Raw genomic sequence first — 21,712 nt, forward strand, 5'->3', positions numbered from 1 at the left:
CTCTGTCCATGATTGTTACCTCTTACATCTTCATTAAAAGACAGAGCAACCTATGATTTGATAACTTGCTCATGGGTAGGGCGTCGTCTCAGAATTTATCCTGGAGAGACTTAGAGAGAAGATTATTTTCCTGCACCGTTCTTGGATATTTAAAAGCACACAGAACCCAACATGAACAACAAACTCTGCCCGTACACCTGCCGGCCGATTTCCGAAATCGCCACCAGCTGTGAGCACATTGTGCCTGATGCACTCGGCGGCCCGGCTGATTTTGCGCTAACCGCGGATACCAAGCGAAACTCGACGTATGGTTCGACCGTGGACAGCCGCCTTATCAATTCACCAATCCTGGGAATGTTGGCAGCACGTGCCAGGGTGCAAACTAGAACAAGGCCTGCCACATGGAGAGCCAAAGGCAACCTTCTCGCAGATGGCTCCGCAGTGAACATCGTCGGAAGCGCTGATTCGATGGCTGTGCGCTTTCAAAAACCAGTTGAGACCGACCCGGAGACGGGGCAAATTCGCGCAATAAAAGGGTTCGGTGCAGATGCCAAAGCAGAGTTGGCTCGCGTTACCAAGGACTTGAACCGGAAAGGACACATCCTTGAACCTGACGAAGCCAAGACACTCGAGCCGACCATACGCGGCAGGTTCGAACACAACTTGGCTGAAGTCATGCAAGGCCTCACGAAGATTGCTTATCTGGCAACAGTCTGGACTGTCGGAGACGAATTCCTCTCGACGGCCGCCGGCGTGCGATACCGCAGCTGGATTGATGCCGAGCCAAATTCTGCTGCGCTTGAGGCTCTGGGCTTACGCCCGCTCGAAGGTTCATTGTGTAAGAAGAGCGTGCCACACACACATCACCTCATCGCTTGCGTAGCCCTCGACGGCAATCTGATAACTGGGGTACGGCTATTCAACGAGCCTCTGTTCGAGATTACGTTGACCGTACCGGCGCCCGAACTGCAGTTGGCTAACGAGCACAGACGGCTCATAGTCATTGATGCTGCACGTAGGACTTTTGAGGAAACGCTACTGGCTCCGTAATTTTCGTTCCGCAGCGCAGCCTAGGCCGTTCAAGGCTTGCGGCCAAAACCAATGTAAACATCACTATGCTTGAATGCCAACCACGATGCCAGATGAAATATATACCGGCCTGCTCTAGGAGTAGTCTTCAACACCTAAAGAGTGGGCGGACCGAGTAATGAGACACAAATTCTAGCAATTAAAGCTGCGTATCCGTCAGAATGCCAACATTATTGGAGACAAGGCTGCAGACGATGGGAGTGGAGTTTATAGGGCTCGCAAAGACATTCGCTGGGAAGCTGCTCTCAGTCGCATGGCAGGCAATCAAAGGCAAAATAGCCAGGATACGTGCGCGCGACCGGGCGATGAAGGGCGAAGACCTGTCCAAAGAGGGGACGCTTGAGCGCATCATCAAGGATGAGTTGAAAAAGCTCACCAAAAGTCCATCAGCTCTTCCTTTAGGTCTGCAGGGTGACTCCTTTCGCGAGTGGCTATTAACTGACAAGTGCTTACAGCAGTTCATTCAAGTCCTTATTTCTAGCAGCGGAGATGACCCAAAACTTGCAGAGCATGCACTTGATGACCTTGCCAAACAATACGAACAAGCCACAGGTGAGAGTCGGAAGCTGGCATCAGGCCCTCTCAACCTTGTGGTGTCGCTTGTCGCTGGGCAACTTCAGGCGACTGAGGACGGCCGGCAAACCCTCGATAAAGCCCTAGTAAAGCGAACCGCTGCTGGGGTGCTCGCCTTGCAGCACCCTGAACTGCGCACGTCACCTACCAGGCCCGATATTGTTCGCCTACAGACCCTTTCGGCACAGCTACAGGAGGCGGGCCGTGCCACCTGGAGAATGCCTGCGTTCCTCGCTCCACTTACGCTTGAAGTTCATAACATTGGTGATGACCGAGCAGCTAGCCCGATTAACCCCGCCCAACTCGTCAAGGACATCGAAGCTGGCGCCAAAGTCGTGCTATTTGGCGATGGCGGCATTGGGAAGACAACGTTCTTGCTTGAGCTGGCTTCGCTATGTACCCCCGAGGCAGGCCAGCGTATCCCCCTATACGTCGACGCAGCTCCTTGGGCAGAGTCCCGCGTGGGGATGCTTGATTACATTGCAGGCAGCCCACAAGCACAGGCTCTTGGCTTATCTCCCGGAGAGCTTGCTCGATTCGCAAAGGGCGGTTTCTTGGCGTTAATAGTCAACGGGTGGAACGAGATTCCTGCGGACCGAAAAGCGTACTGTCACAGCCTCTTCAACTTCTTAACATCCACAGCCCCCGACTTGGCGGTGGTTGTAGCATCACGAACGCCCCATGACACAGCAAACTTGCCAACAGCACGTCGAGTAGCCGTTCGCGGCCTCACCTGGCAAGGCCTGTCTGCGGTCATTCGCGCGGAACTTGGCGAAAAAGCAGCGCACTCCTTGCTTGATGTTCTGTCGAAGGACACCCGGAGGCGTCACGCAGCAAGGAGTCCGCTAGTTCTGCGTGGCTTGATTGCGCAAGCCAAAGGGGAAGGCGAGGCTTCGGCCACTTTGTACGACCTTCTTGGGGCCGTTATCACCGACCTAGAAAAGGACGGCCAACGTAGGCTTATATTGGCGGAAGCTCCCCTCTTCTCCTTGCAGCAACACTATCTCGAAGAACTTGCCTGTAGGCTCAATGTACATGGGGCGACAAACCTTTCCATAGCAGATGCGCTATCTTCCATAGGCATAGCTGCAAACCGCTTGGTCGCGCAGCATATTCTTGGCCCGGCTCCGGCACCTGCAACCATATTGGATATTCTCTCCAGCCAACACGTCTTGCATACCCAGGACGGTTTAGTGCGATTCGCACACCAACGGTTTCAGGAGTATTTTGCAGCATCACGCTTGCTTCACATCTGCACGACAGAAGGCGAGTCGGTGGACTTACTCAAGGATGCGGTCAATAAGCCTGCGTGGGCTGACTCTGTAGCGCTCGTGGCCGAAAATCTCAAGCCCCCGGTAGGCGCTGTCGCCGCCCGGGTCAGGCTAGTCCGTGCAGCGGCAGCAGTCGACCTGTCCTACGCGAGCGACTTAGCAGGCTTGAGTGCGTTTGGAGAGACCGATGACCCTACCCTCTATCGCCAGTTGGTCTCACGCATCAACGAATTATACAAGTCCCCTCTCAGCGAGGTACAGAACCTCGGCACGGCTTGCCAGATTGCGTCTCGCTTTCCCGCATTCGCGGAAAGTCTATGGCCTCTCCTTGAGAGTGATGACCAGCACACCAGACTTTATACCCATAGGCTCAACGGTTCTCCGGTGTCGATTGTTCAGCTTGGTCCCCAAGCGGCAAAGCGCATCAGTGGATGGCATCCGGCTCGGCGTTCTGAACTGATGCACGAGATTGCGGACAATCCCGACAATTACGACTTTCTTGTCGAGGTCGCCCACACTGATGCCTCCCCGGATGTTCGGGCAGCCGCTATCTCGGCTTTGTTCTGGAACTTCCCAGCATCGACAGCAGCGGTCAATGCATGGCTCTCTGCACCACTTGAGGTGCAGACCAGTCGCGATTTAATAAACTACATCGATTACGCACTTGAACAGGATGTTAAAGACCACGAAATTCGCGAGCAGCTTCGAGTGATTGGAGTGAGCGACGTCTCGCATGACATTCGCTTGCAGCTTGCTCTTGTGCTCCCCGACGAATTTGGACCAGTCGCGATAGACCTCGTCCTTGCCAAACTAAGGAGTGAAGAAGGACGCGAAAATTCGGAGTCGCTCGTGGCTATCGCACGCAAATATGCTCCGGACCCTTTGCGGACTCTTGCCATTGAGCTCTCTGGAGGCCCCATACGGACGCCCGAGTGGGTCGGCGAGGTGTTGCGCGACGAAGCACCCGAGGTGCGGGAGAACGCCTTCGAGCGAGCATGGCTCGCACTTGAAGCGGGCGGAGCGAGAATGTTAAGCGCAGAGGTTGTCGGCCCCTTCGCGAACAGGCACCAGACAGAAAGAAACATCGTAGCTTGGTTACGCTATTGCGAAGAACGGCGTAACAAGCTTACTGATGCAGAACATGAGCGTGGTCGGATGATTGGGGCTCTTCTTACCCATGCACCAGGATACGACCTGCTCAACGTCGTCATAGAACGTGGCGGTGATGCGTCATACGAGGAATCGGAGGAGCTCGTAGAAGTTCTCTTACGCCGAGTGTCCCGAGATGCGGGAAGGCATTCTTCTGGGAATCAGTGGTTGCCGACGCCTGACGAGTTTCGGCAACTGTTCGCTGTTTTCAGTGGCAAGGAGGAACGGTCGCGAAATCCTCAGGACCAACTATTCATACTCCTCGCTAACATTGCAAGCCACGTAGCACCAGCAGAGTTTGGGCCGCTGCTACTAGAGGCTCTACACCGACATCTTGAGGCTTGGTCTAATTATCGAACTCGTCTAGAGGAATGGCTGACAAGTCACGAAGGACCACGACCAAACAACCCCATGCTGGGCAACAATGTGGTTGCCGCGCTTGCCAAGTGGGGAATGGCTTCGCTGCCCAGCCTTCTGCAGTTCATGTCACATCCGTGTGCGATGGATTTGGTGCCAGAAGCTATTGGGCACATCGCGTGCCTGCCATGGGACAGCAAGAGAAAGTCGCTATCCAGCAATGTCAGCACTGACATCAAGGATGGCCAGCACCGGAGTGAGACAGGACTCAACTTTCAGCAACCGTCCGTGGAGTATCAGTCGGCAACGGATGATGCTGCTCGGACGCTATCCAAGGTTCTTAACGATGAACTAGACCGACAACTTCTCGAAAGAGAGCACAACCCAAAATGGAATGCGAAGCAGGCCAAATATCAGCTAGGTCGTCTTACTAGGGTCCTTGCCAACCTTCCTAGCCCTGACTGCATTGCGCCGGTTACCCGCGCCCTTGGCAGTGGCCTACTCGGCACTTTTGACTTTGTTAATGCGCTAAAAGGCCTCATCAAGCAGGGATGGAGTCTCTCGGATGCAAACGTGGTCCGCGAGCTTGAGGCGCTCTATCAGCGCGAGTCTAGCCCTACTTGGCTTGACCAATCGACAACCCACGCAGTTGGGGAGTTGTGTCAGTTCATGTTCATCGTGGAGCCTTTGACGCTCTTAAGTGCCCCGCTCGAATACTATCTCAACCAGGGACAGCGGTTTGCACCCCCCTCCTATCTCATACAAACCCTTGGTCACATAAAGAGCAAACATGCATGGTCATCCTTGTTGATACTAGAGACAGACCTTTCGGCAAAAGCTTGTCTTCCCGACGAGTTCGTGTACGCCCTCACTTCGTCACTCACCTCTGAGCATTTCGCAGAGTTTGCCAATCTGATTTCGGAAGGAAAGCTGTTTTCCTGGTGCAGGAATGAATGGACTGTCGAGCATATTGCTCCCAGTGTGGCAAGACTAGTCCAGAACGCACCAGAACACCTGTCGCTGTTGATGGATGCATGTCGAAGAAATGCATCGCCTCTCGCAGATGCCTTGGCGTGGAAAGTGCTGTCAGCAGTGAGTGCGGCTGAAGAGACGCGAATGGAGATTGGCTTGGCGGCAGCAGACGCCGGGCGTGCAAATCATTCGGACATGCCGGCTTATCGGTTACTTATGAGTATGTTTTCCCGTAAGGTCCCTGCGGGGGGAAACCAGTTCGAGGTATCCCCGAAAGCGTGTAATCCACTAAGGCAGCATCTTTATCAACGTACAAGAGGGGACGGGCCTGCAACTGAAGGGGCGCGTCGTATGCTTGCGTGCCTAGAGTGCATGCGCCGGGAAGATGGGCGACCAATTGATGAGACACGCCATCCAGAGCCCAATCATGAGTTAGCTTGGACTGAGGCGCTGGTCTAGTCACCCTCCTTTTTGGTTTTGCTGGCACGCTGACGGGGAGCCGCCGTCCGTGTCAGCATGAGCGGATTAATACTTGGAATGGGAGCAATCGTCTCAAACCACGACTCCCGACCTAAGATACGAACAACCTGAATGAACGTTCGTAGCGACGAGCCACAGCCGGCTTCCAGATTCCGCAACGTACGGACGCTGATACCCGCACGCTCTGCAAGCGTTGCTTGGTCGAGGTTCCGATGTATACGAAGGGTCTTCAATCGCCCCCCCAACTCTACCTCCATTTCGCTCACCGTTTGATGCCTTTGCACGTTGTTCATCGCCATACATGCCTCCCAAAAACTGCCCGCAACAACCGGCAACATTATTCCTTTTAACCACGATTATCAACAGTAAAGGGCATTTTTTTGCCTGTTGTTGCAATGGAGTAATGTGCGTACGCATGGCAATATTCTGTGTGTAGTCCTTTACCAGGATAACCGTTAACGCAGGCCCGCACCGATGGCCCGTGGTACATACAAGTTGATGAAGGCGAAGGGGTAGCCGCATTTTCGGTTGCATGCCCCGAGCGTAGTGTTTCTGTAGAGAGGGGCTGTCCGAGATACATACAATTCCACATTAGCAGCGTCTTATGTTGATATATCCCCCTCCCGCGCGCGCCTCAAACGCAGCGGGACTGCGCCAGCCTCAAGGGCGGCTATTTCCTTCTCGAGACGTTTCACTAGTAGCGTCAGCCTCGCGTTCTCGCTGGCCAGGCCGCGGTTGAGCTTTCTAACGTCGGCGAGTTCATCCCTCAACTGACCCGTGCGTTCCTCAGCAACCCGGAGGTTCTCGCGCTGCCTCTCCAACTGCTGCTTGGGTCCCCTTCCGCCTGCCACCCGGATTTCCTCAGCGATGTCGGGGTATTTGGTGTGGATGAGCGTGTGGCTTACACCTGCCTCCCTAGCTACTGCGCTGATAGACGGCCCTTTACCTTGGGCACCTGCATCTCGCCTTAGCTTTTTGAACGCAAGGGAGATTCGTTTTCTGGTTTCTTGACTTTCAGACATCAAATATTTTCATTCGGAATTAGTTGTGAAAGGACGGCGTCGGCAACAGCAAGGCCCCTCCTTGCTTTTTCTTGCCCACCGGGACCGATGTCCGGCATTCCGACGAGTTCAATGTGCTGTGCCCTGATGTTCCGCCAGATGTCCGAGAACTGGTCATCAATCACACCATTAGCACAGTCGCCGCATCTTGGTGCTTCAAACAACCCGCGCCCACCGCAGTCTCGTGCCTCTGCCAAACACCAGCTATGGCCGGTACTCCGAATATTCAGCCCCTCGCGGATGCTTTCAACGAAAGCACGACGGCTCTTGAAAAACATCGGCTGGTGGTGCCGCCCTGGATAGGCCTTGATGCGCTTTCCGAGGCCTCCAGCCAGCGGTGTCGCCGCCTCCATCCAGTGGTCAACTAAGGCCAGGTCGAAATAGTTCGTTTCGTCCTCGATGAGCTCATACAGCTCCTTATCTGTTTCCGGCAGGGCCGCGTACCACTCCGTCATCAACACCGATGAATGTTTGTAGTGGTGCTGTAGTGCAACCAAGTCAATACGTGAACCTTTGTTCAGGTGAACCACGATTACTGCATAGGTCCTTCGAAAGCGGTGAGTCGAAAGAGGCAACTCAAAATGTATTCCCTTCCTCCGAGCAAACGCCTGAAGCTGCTTGTTATGGGCTTTAGTATCGGTGGATACCGCACCTCTCGGCGATTCGCTCAAAAAAAGACGGGTCGAGTTCCTCTTGAGCTCCAAGAGGCGAACCGCCAGCCGAACACGTTCTCTTTCCGATTCAGCCGCCAGATACTCACGCTCAACCATGGCCAATTCATCTGCTACTCGCTGCCTCAACGGCTCGGAAAGCCGTTCCAGTATCGTCACTGCCCTTTGCGCAACCTCGGGTGCCAGCCATCGCTCAGGTCCATCACCAATCTTTCGAGTTGCTGATTTAAGCCACCAATATGTTTCGCCATCGATGACCTCTGAATAGATACAGCCAACTCGGATGTCACCAAGCTCATGTACTCGGCAGCCGGTAGACTGTGCGAGCACAATGTAAGCTGCCGTACGGAGGTCGGCTAACGCCGATTCAAACTCGTAAGCATCTTTGAAGCCAACTTGTTGGACCCGTGGCTTCTTAAAGGTGTTGCCCCAGTGTTTACGGCTGACTCGCGTGCTGGCTACGCACCAGTCAGCATTTAGGTCGTCCCGAAGGCGCAGTATATCTTTGGCCTTGTTTAAATGCGCTAGCGCTGCGCTGAATAGTCGTGCGGCATCCCGCAAAGGAATTAACTCCGTACGCCTCTCTTCAGCCGCACAGGGCTCCCAGAGAGCGCCTACCTGGTCGAAACGCAGTGCGTCAGCGGCCTCAGCAGTAAGACTGTCGACCATGAACGCTCGCATTTCATGCACTCGCCTCAGGATGGAAATATGCCCGGCCAGAGTGCGGTCTACAACACCATCATCGCGCAATTTCTGGAGGTAACGAGCTATATCAAACGCTCGTACATCTTGGAACCGTTGAATACCTGATGCACTACACCACTTAACGAATGCGTTCAACGTAATGGTCCGCTTGGGGATGGTCGCTGGGTCCAATTGAACCCCGCCTGGTGGTTTGCGATAGGTAAAGGCAGAAATCACCCCTTTCAGAGACTCTATCCACTCTGGTGGAGTCTTTTGCCATTGAATTACCTTGTCCCATTTTCCTCGAGCAGCATGCGGAAAGTATGGCGTGTAGTCCCAAACCATATCGCCGTAGTACGACAGGGGCAAGAATGAGCCATCGACCGTCTTTACATAGGTCATAACGAGTAAATCACGCTCGCTGCGGTGAAGCATAGGAGCACTATGATTCTGGTAAGACAACTCACTCATAGAACAGAACTCAAAGCTGACAGCACCGTACTCGACCTCCACATCGGATGAGGTTCTACACGAGCACGCTGTTTCTCAAATTCGACCACTTGAGCGTCAAATCCGGGGGCAATATCCCTGTCAATCACTCGAACAATCCAGGCGAAGAGTTTTTTCCAGTTATCTGCACCGATACGGCCTCGCTGCTCCAACACCGCCCAATAAAAACTAAAGAGTTTATATAAGTCATCCTGAACTATGACCTGGGATTTGCAACGAAAGCAAGAAAGGAAATCAACGCAGTGTTGACCATTTTTTGGAGCAAACTCACCATTCAACGTGTCGCGGCATCCAGAATGCGGAGTGTTTTCGTGATGGCCACCTTCCGATAACGTCGCAACCAGAACCTCGCCCGCCAAGCGATGTTCCACCAGCATGTTAGGCGTCACGGAAAGGTATCGCTCCGCAGCAGCGGGCGTATTCGATGCACTCTTAGCGGTCGCAAGTAAATCACCATTGGACGCTCGCCAAACCCTGTTAAGTTTGGTATTCCGGAATAGCTGACTGCTCATCTTAAGGCGCGTTCCATCGTCTCGTAGTAGCTGATGCCGTTCCGTGAATGTGTCCGCTACTCTGCTAAGCTCTTGAGTGCTCAAAGTGCGCAGCCTCCCATCTGTCAGGCGGTACAGCCACAATCTCCCTTCGAGTGCCGTTCCTATCGCTGCTTTTGCCTCACCCTCCGTCAATTCAATTGCACGCTGGCAGAGCTTGTACACGTCCAAGGAAACGACTTTGGTTTCGGAAGATTCCAGAGGGGTCGTCGTAAATGCCCCAGCGCGGCGTTTAAACATCACAAGTATCTTGCGATTGATGCGGGGGTGGTCCAAAAAACAGCGGGACAAGTCCCTTGGGATTTCCAGGAAAGGCGTAGCGTTAACCCCAGTCTTAAGAAATACTGCAAAAACGCACAAAGCCAGACGTGTGAGCAGGCTTCCAGGATGCGTGCCGTCAAAGACCTGAGATACCTCGAACGCAAGGGGCTGTATGAGGCGTTCCCTTTCGCCATCCGATAAAGGACGGATATATCCCCTCCTATTTTGAAGCCCTGTAGCTCCAGGGAAGGGATTGCGCGGGAAAATGTCGGAGTCCAACAGGAGCTTTCGTCGCGCGAGTTCAGCAAGGACAGTCTTTGTTTTTGAGAAATTGGTCCGAGCTGTATTCTTCGCCCAACGTTCACCGTCAGGTTTTACTTGCATAGTCAGCCAGCCAGCATACTCCTCCATAAGCGAAAGGTTGATACTGGAGAGCGCAGGCGGTCTTCCTTGCTCTGTTAGTTCACAGCAGAACTGCCACCAATTTGCCAAACCGCTGCTTACTATAGTCTGCAATGTCCGCGGCTCAGGTCGCCCAGCAGCCACCATCGCGGTGAGAACTCCCACAATTCCAAATACCGTATCGTCGAAGCCTCGGCCAAGATATGGTGAGAAATCCGCCTCCTGTTCTCGGCCATCCGGAAGCGGAATCGAAAACTTGGCAGAACTAGCGATACTGACCGCCCTTGCGACAGAGATAGGAATTACAGGTGCCGGCAGGGGGCCGCCAATCCCAAAATCTTTTTTCTTGGCCATCTACACTTACTTTTGCTTTTCTAAGTAGTCCAGAACCAGTGAATCTATCTCGGACTGGTACCGCGTCCCGTATGCATCATCTATGGCATCCAGAAAGTGAAGGTAGCGTGACGTCATCGTAACCGAGGAGTGACCGAGTAAGCCCATCAGAATCACGATAGGCGACCCCCTCAGCCGTTTAGCCCGCTTTAAGTCCTCCAACGCAGCCAGTGTATGGGTCGCAAAAGTGTGCCGCAGCATATGAGGATGAATGTGGAATCCCAAACGCTTGCCGAGTCGGCTCAACGGTGCGACTAGGCCATCAGCTGCGAATGGCCTGCCAAAACGCGTGAGGAACAGATTAGGAGATTTCGAATCTCCAACTTTTTCCAGCTCTGGTCGGACAGCCTCTCGATACTGCCAGAGGCGGTTCATGCAAGGGACCGAAATCCGCACAATCCTCGGCTTATCGTTCTTCGTTGCCATATCACGTGGATTCAGATACACAGCGACCGATTTGACCTTTGCGGACAACTTACTGCAATCCACCACGTATCTGGATGGAAACGTAATAATCTCTTCTGCACGAAGTCCCGCGTTGAGACCAAGGTGGAGCATTACATGGTGGGTGGGATTTGATACGGCGCTCAACGCCGCATCAATCTGGTTTCTCGAGAGTACAACCAATGGCTCATCTGCTTCGCGCATATGCAAGTCAGTCGTTTGGCGCTTCCCTGCACGGCCCGACGTGTGGCTCAGCATTCCATCTCGATGTGACGACACCACCTCAATGTTCTGAAAAGGAAGCTCATCAACAAGACCTTCTCGCCAGGCCCAGAGATAGAAGCGTCTAATAAGACCGACCTTGTCATTGATGTAACCGGGCTTGTTTCCGACCGTCTTGTCACACCAACGAACGTAATGCGCCAACGGTGCAACATCACCGCTCATCGTTCCCGGGATATAGTCCCAGCGAAGCCCTTTCGCCTCTAGATAGCCGAAGTAGTCATAGAGGTGGCGGCCGTAGGACTCCCAGGTTTTTTCGTCTCGCGCGCCAGCTTTACCAAGAAGTTCGTCGACAAAGAACTGGAGCGCCACTTCCACAACTGCTCCGTTGGCGTCGATAAGGATTGGGAAGCCTTTGTAGGGCTGACCACCGACTTCGAACCGTGAATCGCTTAAGAAGAGGTTCACAACTCTGCCCCAAGCAAACGTGCATCCCACCAAGTATGTTGGTCAAGCCAGCACGGCCCATCTAACCCAAGCTTCCTAAACATCCAGAGCCTTTTCAAACTTCCTCCGAGTTCAAGGCAGGCTAACGTCGCCATGCCGGAACAGGAGAGTACTGAGATTGTTTCAAGGTTTCAAGGAGACGTCGGAAGATGCGTGTAGTTCTATCTACCCCTAGAAGATACTCTAAAGGAAGTTTCAATTACATGTCGTAAGAACACCCAATGTCCACGCCCACCGCCGCCGGAATGACGGCCCCCACCGTGGGGATCACGCTGCCTATGGTGGAGCCCTTGCCCAGATGCACGTCCGGCATCACCGCCAGGTGCCGGAAGATGAAGGGCAGTTGCGCGGTTTGCAACAGTTGCTGACGCGCGGCGTCTTCCACAGGCACGCCTTGCGTCCACATCTTGATGGGCGCGCCGTTGGCCGCCAGCAGGGTTTGATAGGGATTCACGGTCATATTCTTGTCTTTCTCTGTGCATATCTGTTTTTTAGAGCCGCTAACAAAACCGCGCTGCCTACCTGAGCCAAGGCGCGCCGACGCAGAAAACGAAGTGTCTGCGAAGCGACAGCACCAGTCGTACGACAAGGAGGCGCAACGCAGGATCAGGGGTTCTGTTAGCGGGTCTTAGAACCTGTTCACGATCTCGCGAGCAAGAGCGAGGCAAGGCGAAAACAAGCGAAAAAGCGGAATGTACTCGTGGTACATGAGCATTTTTGAGCTTGTGCTCACCGTGCATCGCTTCACGAAGCGCAGCAGATCGTGAACAGGTTCTTAGCGCGCCTCCGGCGCGCTTCGCCCCAAGGCGCGGGCAGGCTTGCGCCGCCGCGCCCGTTCCGCGTATTGCCAGAATCGTGCCAGCTTCATGACAACTTGAAATTAAACATTCAAGCCATTGATTTAACAATAACAATCCTTCTACCCAGGTCCGCGCCGTCGGTTTCGGCAAAACCGTCATCAAGTCTTTTTTGATAAAATAGTCTATTCAATTATCCAAATAGATAATATATGCACGATAGAGTGGCGATTGGTTTCCTGGGCACGGTGCTGGACCGGCGCGGCCACGGCGCCGAGCGCTGGAAGAAATGGCGGCCCTCGGTGGGCATTTGCGCGCAGCCCGACATGCCGCTGCGGCGGCTGGAGTTGCTGCACGACAACCATCATGCGCGGCTGGCGCAACTGACGGCGCAGGATATCGCCGCGGTGTCGCCGGGCACCGAGGTGCGGCTACATCCGGTCAATCTGCAAGACCCGTGGGATTTCGAGGAGATGTACGCGGCCTTGCACGACTTCGCCGCGCACTACGCCTTCGACACCGAGCGCGAGGATTACCTGGTTCATATCACCACCGGCACCCACGTGGCGCAGATTTGCTGGTTTCTGCTCACCGAATCCCGCCACCTGCCGGCGCGGCTGCTGCAAAGTTCGCCGGCGCGCCAGGGCCAGCGCCTGGCCGGCGAGGTCAGCCTCATCGACCTGGATCTGTCGCGCTACGACCAGATCGCGCAACGTTTCCGTCAGGAGAGCGACGACACCGTGTCCTTTCTCAAGTCCGGCATCGCCACCCGCAACACGCGCTTCAACCGCATGATCGAGCAGATCGAACGGGTGGCGGTGCGCTCCGACGCGCCCATCCTGCTCAGCGGCCCCACCGGCGCCGGCAAGAGCCAGCTGGCGCGCCGGCTCTACCAGCTGAAAAAGACGCGTCACCGGCTGGACGGCCGCTTTGTCGAGGTCAATTGCGCCACCCTGCGCGGCGACAGCGCGATGTCCGCGCTGTTTGGCCATGTGAAGGGCGCGTTCACCGGCGCGCACGGCGAGCGCGCCGGCCTGTTGCGCAGCGCGGACGGCGGCATGTTGTTTCTGGACGAGATAGGCGAGCTGGGCCTGGACGAGCAGGCGATGCTGCTCAAGGCCATAGAGGAGAAGCGCTTCTTCCCTTTTGGCGGCGATTGCGAGGTGCACAGCAATTTCCAGCTGATCTGCGGCACGGTGCGGGACTTGCGCCAATGGGTGCGCGCCGGCCGCTTCCGCGAGGATCTGTACGCGCGCATCAATCTGTGGAGCTTCGATCTGCCCGGCCTGGCCGAGCGCCGCGAGGATATTGAACCCAATCTGGAGTTCGAGCTGGCGCGCCACGCCGAGCAACACGGCCTGCGCGCCCGCTTCAACGCCGAGGCGCGCCGCGCCTACCTCGCCTTCGCCGCCTCGCCGCAAGCGCGCTGGCAGGGCAATTTCCGCGAGCTGTCCGCCTCGGTGACGCGCATGGCCACGCTGGCCGACGCCGGCCGCATCGACGAGGACGGCGTCAGCGAGGAGATCGCGCGGCTGCGTCACGGTTGGCAAGACGAGACGCAGGACGAGGCAAGGGACGAGGCACTGGCGGCGCTGGACCCGGAGCGGCTGGCGCAGCTGGACCTGTTCGACCGCATGCAGCTGGAAGGCGTGTTGCGCGTCTGTCGCGACGCCGCCACGCTGTCCGAAGCCGGCCGCCGGCTGTTCGCCGCCTCGCGCCAGCTCAAGGCCCAGCCCAACGACGCGGACCGGCTGCGCAAGTATCTGGCGCGCTTCGGCCTGGATTGGGAGCGAGTGCGCCGCCGCGATTTAGGCTGAACGGGCTATTGCCCGCTCCCCGCCGCCGGCGTAGCATCCATAAGGTGTAATAAACATATACCTTTAAAGGCGACCACCATGCCGGACCCGCTCTCAGCCGAACAGCAACAGGAAGTGGACTTGGCGCGCAGCTTGCTGCGCCAGGTCATAGACCCGGAAATCGGCGTCAACATCATCGACCTCGGCCTGGTCTATCGCATCGATCCGCAAGCGGAACAGCTGTTGATCGAGATGACCATGACCTCGCCCGCCTGTCCGATGGGCGAAATGATTCTGGACGAGGTGGAGTTCGCGCTCACCCACGGCCTGCCGCCGCAGCGCCGCATCCACGTCAATCTGGTGTGGGAGCCGGCCTGGTCGCCGGAAAGAATGAGCGAGGACAGCCGCCGCCATTTCGGCTGGCAGGCATGAAGGCCCGGCTGCCCTGGCTGGGTCTGGCCGCGCTGGCCCTGCTCTGCGGCGCGCTGGCCGGTCTGGCGCGCCTGGGCTGGGCCGTGCCGGCCGCCGCCGCGGCGCTGGCCGGCTGGCACGGCGCGCTGATGATAGGCGCCTTCTTCGGCGGCGTGATCAGCCTGGAGCGGGCGGTGGCCTTGAACCGCGGCTGGGCCTTGCTGGCGCCGGCGGCCGCGGGCTTGTCCGGTCTGTGCCTGATCGCCGGCCTGCCGCCGCCGGCGGCGCAGTGGCTGCAAACGCTGGCCGCCGCCGTCTTGCTGGCCGGCAGCGTCCAGGTGCTGCGGCGTCAGGCCGCCGCCTTCACCCTGACCCTGGCCGCCGCCGCGCTGTGCTGGCTGATCGGCGCGCTGGCCTGGCAGCTGGGCGGCGATCTGCAGACGGCCGTGCCCTGGTGGCTGGCCTTCCTGATCCTGACCATTGCCGGCGAACGGCTGGAACTGACCCGCTTGCTGCCGCTGTCTTCCACGGCCCGGCGCGGCTTCGCGCTGGCGGCGCTGACGCTGGGCGGCGGCGCGGTCCTGTCGCTGTGGCGGCCGGACGCCGGTCTGCGGCTGTACGCGGCGGCCTTGCTGGCGCTGGCCGTCTGGCTGCTGCGCCACGACATCGCCCGGCGCAATGCGCGCCAGCGCGGGCTGACCCGCTATATCGCCGTCGCCCTGCTCTGCGGCTACGGCTGGCTGGCCGTCGCCGGCGCATTGGGCCTGGCCGGCGCGCTGCTGCCCGGCCATCCCTGGCGCGACGCGGCCTTGCACGCGGTGGGCCTGGGCTTTGTGTTTTCCATGGTGTTCGGCCACGCGCCCATCATCATTCCGGCGCTGACGCGGCTGAAACTGCCTTACCGCCCGCTGTTCTACGCGCCCTTGGCGGCCCTGCATCTGTCCTTGCTGCTGCGGCTGTACGGCATGCTGGACGGCGCTTTCGCCTGGCGGCGCGCGGCCGGCCTGCTCAATGCGCTGACCCTGCTGTTTTTCATCATCCTGCTGCTGAGCAGCCTGCGGCGCGGCCGCGCGCCGGCGAAGCCAGGCCAGAAAGAAGCCACCTCATGAAGCGACACCCCGCGCTGCTGGAATTGTCCCGCGAACACCACCACGCCTTGAAAATGGCGCGCCAGGCCCGGCTGGCCGTCGAATCCGGCGATCCGGAGCGGCAAACCCAGCTGGCCGCCGCGCTGCGCGCCTGGAGCGCGGAGGCGCTGGAGCCGCATTTCGCGGAAGAAGAAGCGACGCTGCTGCCGCAACTGGCGCAGACGGAACACGCGGCGCTGGCCGCCCGGGCCTTGGATGAACACCGCCGGCTGCGCGCGCTGATCGCGGAATTGGCCGCGCCGCAAGCGACGACGCTGGCGCGCTTCGCCGAACTGCTGCAAGACCATGTGCGCTTCGAAGAGCGCGAGCTGTTCGAACGCTTTCAGGCGGGTCTCCCGGCCGGCGATCCGCTCAGCTCTTAGAACCGGTTTACGATCTGCTGCGCGTCGTGGAGCGTGACACGGTGAGCCCCCTTTCGAAATGCTCATGTGCCACGCGTACATTCCGCTTTCTCCGCCGCAACGCCTTGTCTCCCCTGAGCTCACGAGATCGTAAACACGTTCTTAAGTCAGATTCCGCTCCATCTGCCGGCGCAACCAATCCAGCACCGCCCGCCGGCGCGGGTCGCCGTCGAAGGGCCGCGACGACAGCAGCACATAGTTGGAGCCGTCCTCGCGAAAACCGGCCGGCGCCGTCAATTGCCCCAACGCCAGCGCGTCCGCCGCCATATAGAGCGAGGCGATGGCCAGCCCCAAACCGGCCTCGGCCGCCTGCAGGCTGAGGTAAAAATGCTCGAAGCGTCCGGCCTCCCCCGCCGCCGCCTCTCCCTGCGCCGCCAGCCAGCGGCTCCACGCTTCCGGCCGGCTGTCCGCGTGCAGCAGGGGCAAGGCGCGCCAGTCTCCGCCCGCGGCCTGCAGCCGCGCCGGCGCGCACACCGGCCCCATCCGTTCCCGCGCCACTTCGGCCACGTGGTCGCCCAGGTTCCAGCCGCTGTCGTCGCGGCGCAGCGCCAGGTCGATTCTCTGTGAGGAAAAATCGACTTTCCCGCCGGCGGCGGACAGCAGCAGCTCGATGTCGGGATGTTCGGCCTGGAAGGCCGGCAAGCGCGGAATCAGCCAGCGCATCGCGATGGTGGGTTCGCAGGACAGCCGCAAGGGCGCGTCCGCCTGCCTTTGCGCGCGGGCCGCGCCTTGCTCCAGCACGCGCAGCGCCTCGGCGCAGCTTTGGCGGAAGCTTTCGCCGGCCGCGGTCAGAAACACCGCCCGGTTGCGCCGCTCGAACAGGGCCACGCCCAACCCTTCCTCCAATTGCTTGACTTGGCGGCTGACCGCGCCGTGGGTCACGCACAGCTCGGCGGCGGCTTTGACGAAGCTGCCGTGGCGGGCGGCGGCTTCAAAGGCGCGAACGGCGGTCAAGGCCGGAATGCGATAGCTCATCTGTGATTTTTCCTCACGCAATGCAAGGACAATAAATCGATTTTCACCGCGCGCCAAGCCCGCGACAATCGCCGCGTCTCCCTTTGAAAGCCTTGTCGCGATGAACGAACTCCTGACCGTAGCCCTGCTGACCCTGCTCGCCGTGATCAGCCCCGGCGCCGACTTCGCCGTCATCACCCGCAACAGCCTGCAATACGGACGCGGCCACGGGCTGCTGGGCGCTTTCGGCATCGCTTTGGGCGTGCAATTCCACGTGCTGTGCGCGCTGCTGGGCGTCAGTCTGCTGCTCAGCCGCACGCCCTGGCTGCTGGCCGGCTTCAAGCTGCTGGGCGCCGCCTACCTGCTCTACATCGGCTACCGCACCTTCGTCCAGCCGCCACTGGCCGCCGGCCCCGCCGCCCGCGGCGGCCGGCAGAGCGCCTGGGCCGCGCTGCGCGCCGGCCTGCTGTGCAATGCGCTCAACCCCAAGACTTCACTGTTCGTGCTCAGCCTGTTCAGTCAGGCGGTCAACGCGGACACGCCGCTGTCGCTGCGCGCGGGCTACGGCCTGTTCATCTCCGCCGCCCATCTGGCCTGGTTCGCGCTGGTGGCCTTGCTGTTCACCCAGCCGCGGCTGCACGCCGGCATGTTGCGCCGTCAGCGCGGCTTGAACCGCGTCATAGGCTGCGCCTTGATCGGCCTGGGCGCCACGCTGGCGCTGCGCTGAAACCGCCCATTTGTCATCAAACCGGCCCTTTTGTCTGGCAAACTGCCATGCTGTGAACCATCACGCATAACGGACAAGAAATGGTCATACCGGGGACTCTCATCCGCCCGCTGCTGGCGGCGCTCGGCGCATGCTGGGCGCTGACGACGGCGGCGGCCGACATCAAGGCCTATACCGAGGACCTGCCGCCGCTCAGCTATGTGGAAAACGGCAAGGTCAAGGGCTATGCCGCCGAGGTTTTGCGCCTGGTCGCGGAGGAAGCCGGGCTTAGCCTGGCAATCGAGGTGCAGCCCTGGCTGCGCGCTTACGCCACGGTGCGAAAAACGCCGGACGCGCTGTTGTTCGCCATGGTGCGCACGCCCGAGCGGGAAGCCCAATTCCAGTGGGTGGGGCCGATAGGCCCGCGCCGCGTCTTCCTGTACCGGCTGTCCGCCCGCCGCGACATCCGTCTGAGCGGCGCGGCGGACGCGCGGCGCTATCGCGTGGGGGCGCTGGCCGGCTCCGCCGCCTTCAACCGGCTGGCGGCGCTGGACCCGCGGCGCGAGGGGCTGGACGCCGGCCAGGACGACGCGGCCAATCTGAACAAACTGCTGCTGGATCGCGTCGATCTGGTGGCGATGCTGGACTGGGCGATGCGCTGGCATCTGGACAAGCTGAAGCTGCCGCCGCGCACGGCGGCGCCGGCCTATTTGCTGGACGGCGGCGGCCAGTACTGGTTCGCTCTCAACCCGGCCGCGCCGCCCCAGCGCGCCCGGCGTTTGCAGCAGGCCTTGAACCGCCTCGCCGCCGACGGCCGGCTGCGGCTGCTGCGCCGGCGCTATCTGGGCGATTGAGAGCCGCGAACAAAACCTCGCAGAGACGCGCCGACGCAGAAAACGAAGTTTCTGCGAAGCTACAGTACCCGTACAACGCAGGATCAGGGGCTTTTGTTAGCGGGTCTAAGAACCTGTTTACGATCTTGCGAGCTAAGGCGAGACAAGGCGAAAAAGCGGAGTGTACATACGGTACATGAGCATTTTGAGTTTGTTTTTAACGCGGTATCGCCGACGCGCAGCAGATCGTAAACAGGTTCTAAGCCGGGTCGAAGCCCGGCGGCGCCAGCTTGTCGCGCAGCAGACGGATTTCGTCGCGGTGCAGCGCGGCCAGCGCCTGCGCCTGATTGCGTCCGGCCTCGGTCAGGTGGATTTCCACCTGCCGCCGGTCCTCGCGGCCGGGCCGGCGCTGCACCAGGCCCAGCTCCTCGCAGCGGCTGACCAGCGCCACCACGCCGTGGTGGTGGGATTGCAGCCGCTCGGCCAGTTCGCCCACGGTGGCCCAGTCGCGGCCCGGATAGCCTTGCACGTGCAAGAGCAGTTGGTATTGCAGCGGCGTCAGGCCGTGGCCGCGGCAGGCGTCTTCGCTGAAACGCAGGAACACGCGCAGTTGATGGCGGAATTCGGACAGGCGTTCAAAATCCGCCTTGCTCAGGATGGGGGAGTCTGGAAAGGGATTCATGCTTGAATTTATATCACATCATGATACATATTGAGAGTATGTTCCGCCCGCCATGCCAGACCCGTCCTCAAGGAGCTTCGCCATGAAACTGAGCCATTATCCGAAGATGCTGTTTTCCAGCCACGGCGGCTGGGACGAGTTGCGCGGGCGCGCGCCGTCGCCGCGCCGCCTGATGTGGAAGCTGGTGCTGCCGTTCTCGCTGCTGCCCGCCCTGATGATTTGCTACGCCGGCCTGGCTCACGGCCGGCTTTACGCCCCCGACGCCGGCATGGAGCGCTGGCTGGCCGCCGCCGCGCTGTTCTTCGTCGCCGAACTGGCCACCGTGCCGCTGATGGCCTGGACGCTGCAAACGCTGGCCGCCAGCCACAAGCTGGCCGCGAGCTTCAAGGATTGCTTCTTGCTGGCGGCCGGCGCGGCGGTGCCGCTGTGGCTGTCCAGCCTGGCCTTGCTGGCGCCGGATCTCGCCTTCAATCTGCTGGGCGCGCTGCTGGGCCTGGCCGCGGCCTTCGCCCTGCTCTACCACGGCGCGCCGGCCATGCTGGGGCTGGAGGAGGAGGTGGAGTCGCAGCACTTCGCGTACAGCGCGCTGTGCGCCGGCGCGGCCGCCTGGGCGCTGTTGCTGGCCTTGGTGCTGCTGCCCTTGTTCGGCGGCTGGTGACTCAGCCGGGCGGCGGCAGCCGCGTCACGGTTTCGATGCGGGCGATGCCGCCCTCGCCGCAATGATGGACCACCGCCACCTTGGCGGCCTGGCCCTCGCGCAGCTCGTCCGGAGACACGCCCAGGTCTTCCGCCAGTTTTTCCAGGGTGACGTTGGGGATCGGGCTGCGTTTCTGCTTGCCGGCGAAGCGCCAGTAGTTGATGCGCGACCACAGCAGCAGGCATAGCCCGATCAGCGCGATTTCGAAGCCGTAATCGCGCAGCCTGCCCAGGTGCTCCGGCGCGTCCTGCGCGCGCAGCGCCGCCGGCAACACGTCCCGGCCCCAGATCAGGTAGCCGACATAGGCCAGGGCCGGCAGCCACAGATAGATCCACGCCAGCCAGCACGCCAGGGTCATCAGCCAGGACAGCAGCCGCTGCAAGGCGCTCATATTGTGCGCGGCCTGGATGATCAGGCCGTCTCCCAGCCGGCTCATGCCCTCACCCCCCGGTCCGGGCTGACCCAGCGCGCGCGCTTGCCCTTTTTGCGGAACACCGCCTGCGGGAAGGCCACGATGGTGGTGCAGACGTTGAGCAGCCAGTAAACCAGCGGATACCACACCATCCAGTAGTAGTTCTTGCCCAGCTTGGCGTCGTACTGGCTGTCCATCATCTTGCTGATCATGAATTGCAGCATGCAGGTGCCGCCCAGCACCATGCCGTGCCAGCGCGGAATCAACGGCGTGCCCATCTGGGGCAGCCAGTCGCCCAACACCAGGCTCAGCAGCCAATAGACGATGATGCCGGCCATGGTGTAGGACCACACCACGCTGAGGAAGTACTCGGAATACACCGGCCACATGTGGCGGTGGCGCCAGGTGCGCAGCACCCAGGCGTTGCGCATCAGCGCCTGAGTGCCGCCCTTGGCCCAGCGCAGCCGCTGTTTCCACAGCCCGCGCAGGGTTTCCGGCATCAGAATCCACACCAGCGCGCGCGGTTCGAAGCGCACGTTCCAGTGCTTGAGCTGAAGTTTCCAGCTGATGTCGATGTCCTCGGTCAGCATGTCCTCGCTCCAGTAGCCCGCCTGGTAAACCGCGGTCTTGCGGAAGGCGGTGATCACGCCGGAGACGGTGAACAATCGGCCGTAAGTGCGCTGCGCGCGCTTGATCAGGCCGATGATGGCGGTGAATTCGCCCACCTGCAGCCGTCCCAGCAGGGTGGTGCGGTTGCGGATGCGCGGGTTGCCGGTGACCGCGCCCACGCGCGGCGAAGTCAGGAAATGGCGCATCAGCCATTTGCCCGCGTACGGGTCCAGCAGCGCGTCGCCGTCTATGCACAGCAGGTATTCGTGGCGCGCCAGCGCCAGCGCGGTGTTGAGCCCCACCGCCTTGCCCTGGTTGGTGGCCTGGTGCACCACCCGCAGCCGCGGATGGGCGGCGGCCAGTTCGTCCAGGATGGCGCCGGTGGCGTCCCGGCTGCCGTCGTTGACCGCGATCACTTCGAAGTCCGGATAGTCCAGCGCCAGCGCGTAGGCCAAAGTCTCGCGCACATTGTCTTCCTCGTTGTAGCAGGGCACCACCACGCTCAGCGGCGGATAGTCCAGCGCCGGCGGCTGATTGAGCGGCGGATCTTTTCTTTCGTAGTGGAGGTAGTAATGCACCGCCCCCACCATCCACAGATAAGCCATGAACAACGGATAAAAAAAGGCATATGCCAGCAGCAGTATCAATGCCAGGTTCACAACACTTCTC

At 59.6% G+C, this 21,712-nt stretch carries 19 protein-coding genes; 9 read left to right on the plus strand and 10 right to left on the minus strand.

Translation table 11 applies throughout. The features are described 5' to 3' along the window. Nucleotides 1–171 precede the first annotated feature (171 nt). Entirely contained in the window at nucleotides 172–1,050 is an 879-nt protein-coding gene (locus DB032_RS13330) for an HNH endonuclease (protein ID WP_146176671.1), read from the plus strand. A 200-nt stretch (nucleotides 1,051–1,250) separates the two neighbouring features. Further along, nucleotides 1,251–5,870: an NACHT domain-containing NTPase gene (locus DB032_RS13335; RefSeq protein ID WP_233246707.1), complete on the plus strand. Its 4,620-nt coding sequence runs from the start codon at nucleotides 1,251–1,253 to the stop codon at nucleotides 5,868–5,870. Here the strand turns inward: DB032_RS13335 and DB032_RS24875 are convergent. The 6 genes from DB032_RS24875 to DB032_RS13360 form a co-directional block, all read right to left on the minus strand. Beyond that, nucleotides 5,867–6,229 (minus strand): helix-turn-helix transcriptional regulator, encoded by a 363-nt coding sequence (locus DB032_RS24875; RefSeq protein WP_370445198.1) that lies wholly within the window; start codon nucleotides 6,227–6,229, stop codon nucleotides 5,867–5,869. The genes DB032_RS13335 and DB032_RS24875 overlap by 4 nt on opposite strands. A 264-nt stretch (nucleotides 6,230–6,493) precedes the next feature. Further along, a complete protein-coding gene (locus tag DB032_RS24425) occupies nucleotides 6,494–6,913 on the minus strand; it encodes a hypothetical protein (protein ID WP_199225891.1) in 420 nt (139 codons plus the stop codon). Beyond that, nucleotides 6,913–8,778, minus strand: a complete 1,866-nt coding sequence (locus DB032_RS13350) for a tyrosine-type recombinase/integrase (RefSeq protein ID WP_146176672.1) — start codon at nucleotides 8,776–8,778, stop codon at nucleotides 6,913–6,915. Before DB032_RS13350 ends, DB032_RS24425 begins: the two co-directional genes overlap by 1 nt. Next, nucleotides 8,775–10,385 carry a hypothetical protein gene (locus DB032_RS23750; protein WP_146176673.1) on the minus strand — a complete coding sequence of 537 codons (1,611 nt, stop codon included), beginning with the start codon at nucleotides 10,383–10,385 and terminating at the stop codon, nucleotides 8,775–8,777. Before DB032_RS23750 ends, DB032_RS13350 begins: the two co-directional genes overlap by 4 nt. 6 nt (nucleotides 10,386–10,391) lie before the next feature. Then, the gene (locus tag DB032_RS13355; RefSeq protein WP_107799922.1) at nucleotides 10,392–11,558 is read right to left on the minus strand and encodes a tyrosine-type recombinase/integrase; all 1,167 of its coding nucleotides are present in this window, start codon (nucleotides 11,556–11,558) and stop codon (nucleotides 10,392–10,394) included. A gap of 238 nt (nucleotides 11,559–11,796) precedes the next feature. After that, nucleotides 11,797–12,057 (minus strand): RtcB family protein, encoded by a 261-nt coding sequence (locus DB032_RS13360; RefSeq protein WP_304529383.1) that lies wholly within the window; start codon nucleotides 12,055–12,057, stop codon nucleotides 11,797–11,799. Between the two features lie 549 nt (nucleotides 12,058–12,606). Here DB032_RS13360 and rtcR point away from each other — a divergent pair. From rtcR to DB032_RS13380, 4 genes are all read left to right on the plus strand, one after another. After that, nucleotides 12,607–14,211: an RNA repair transcriptional activator RtcR gene (gene rtcR, locus DB032_RS13365; protein WP_107799923.1), complete on the plus strand. Its 1,605-nt coding sequence runs from the start codon at nucleotides 12,607–12,609 to the stop codon at nucleotides 14,209–14,211. Between the two features lie 78 nt (nucleotides 14,212–14,289). Continuing rightward, the gene (locus DB032_RS13370) at nucleotides 14,290–14,622 is read left to right on the plus strand and encodes a metal-sulfur cluster assembly factor (protein ID WP_107799924.1); all 333 of its coding nucleotides are present in this window, start codon (nucleotides 14,290–14,292) and stop codon (nucleotides 14,620–14,622) included. After that, complete coding sequence (locus DB032_RS13375) at nucleotides 14,619–15,710, plus strand: hypothetical protein (protein ID WP_107799925.1); 1,092 nt, start codon at nucleotides 14,619–14,621, stop codon at nucleotides 15,708–15,710. The genes DB032_RS13370 and DB032_RS13375 overlap by 4 nt, the downstream gene beginning before the upstream one ends. Next, nucleotides 15,707–16,111, plus strand: coding sequence for a hemerythrin domain-containing protein (locus DB032_RS13380; protein ID WP_107799926.1), 405 nt, complete (start codon nucleotides 15,707–15,709; stop codon nucleotides 16,109–16,111). Before DB032_RS13375 ends, DB032_RS13380 begins: the two co-directional genes overlap by 4 nt. Before the next feature lie 141 nt (nucleotides 16,112–16,252). Here the strand turns inward: DB032_RS13380 and DB032_RS13385 are convergent, their stop codons facing one another. After that, the gene (locus DB032_RS13385) at nucleotides 16,253–17,125 is read right to left on the minus strand and encodes a LysR substrate-binding domain-containing protein (RefSeq protein ID WP_107799927.1); all 873 of its coding nucleotides are present in this window, start codon (nucleotides 17,123–17,125) and stop codon (nucleotides 16,253–16,255) included. A 100-nt stretch (nucleotides 17,126–17,225) separates the two neighbouring features. Between DB032_RS13385 and DB032_RS13390 the strand changes: the two genes are divergently transcribed. Then, nucleotides 17,226–17,831, plus strand: a complete 606-nt coding sequence (locus tag DB032_RS13390; protein ID WP_107799928.1) for a LysE family transporter — start codon at nucleotides 17,226–17,228, stop codon at nucleotides 17,829–17,831. A gap of 80 nt (nucleotides 17,832–17,911) precedes the next feature. After that, the gene (locus tag DB032_RS13395; protein WP_107799929.1) at nucleotides 17,912–18,664 is read left to right on the plus strand and encodes an ABC transporter substrate-binding protein; all 753 of its coding nucleotides are present in this window, start codon (nucleotides 17,912–17,914) and stop codon (nucleotides 18,662–18,664) included. A gap of 238 nt (nucleotides 18,665–18,902) precedes the next feature. On the opposite strand, the gene DB032_RS13400 is transcribed toward DB032_RS13395, so the two are convergent. Further along, nucleotides 18,903–19,325 carry a MarR family winged helix-turn-helix transcriptional regulator gene (locus DB032_RS13400; RefSeq protein WP_107799930.1) on the minus strand — a complete coding sequence of 141 codons (423 nt, stop codon included), beginning with the start codon at nucleotides 19,323–19,325 and terminating at the stop codon, nucleotides 18,903–18,905. Nucleotides 19,326–19,407: 82 nt separating this feature from the next. On the opposite strand from DB032_RS13400, the gene DB032_RS13405 reads away from it, so the two are divergent. Beyond that, on the plus strand, nucleotides 19,408–19,983 hold the full coding sequence (locus tag DB032_RS13405) for a YIP1 family protein (protein ID WP_158274302.1): 576 nt from the start codon (nucleotides 19,408–19,410) through the stop codon (nucleotides 19,981–19,983). A gap of 1 nt (nucleotide 19,984) precedes the next feature. On the opposite strand, the gene pgaD is transcribed toward DB032_RS13405, so the two are convergent. Continuing rightward, nucleotides 19,985–20,458, minus strand: coding sequence for a poly-beta-1,6-N-acetyl-D-glucosamine biosynthesis protein PgaD (pgaD, locus tag DB032_RS13410; protein WP_107799932.1), 474 nt, complete (start codon nucleotides 20,456–20,458; stop codon nucleotides 19,985–19,987). Further along, complete coding sequence (gene pgaC, locus DB032_RS13415) at nucleotides 20,455–21,702, minus strand: poly-beta-1,6-N-acetyl-D-glucosamine synthase (protein ID WP_227107376.1); 1,248 nt, start codon at nucleotides 21,700–21,702, stop codon at nucleotides 20,455–20,457. Before pgaC ends, pgaD begins: the two co-directional genes overlap by 4 nt. Nucleotides 21,703–21,712: the final 10 nt, after the last annotated feature.

Origin of the sequence: Chromobacterium sp. Panama, assembly GCF_003052555.1 — a bacterium.
Classification (GTDB): Bacteria; Pseudomonadota; Gammaproteobacteria; order Burkholderiales; family Chromobacteriaceae; genus Chromobacterium.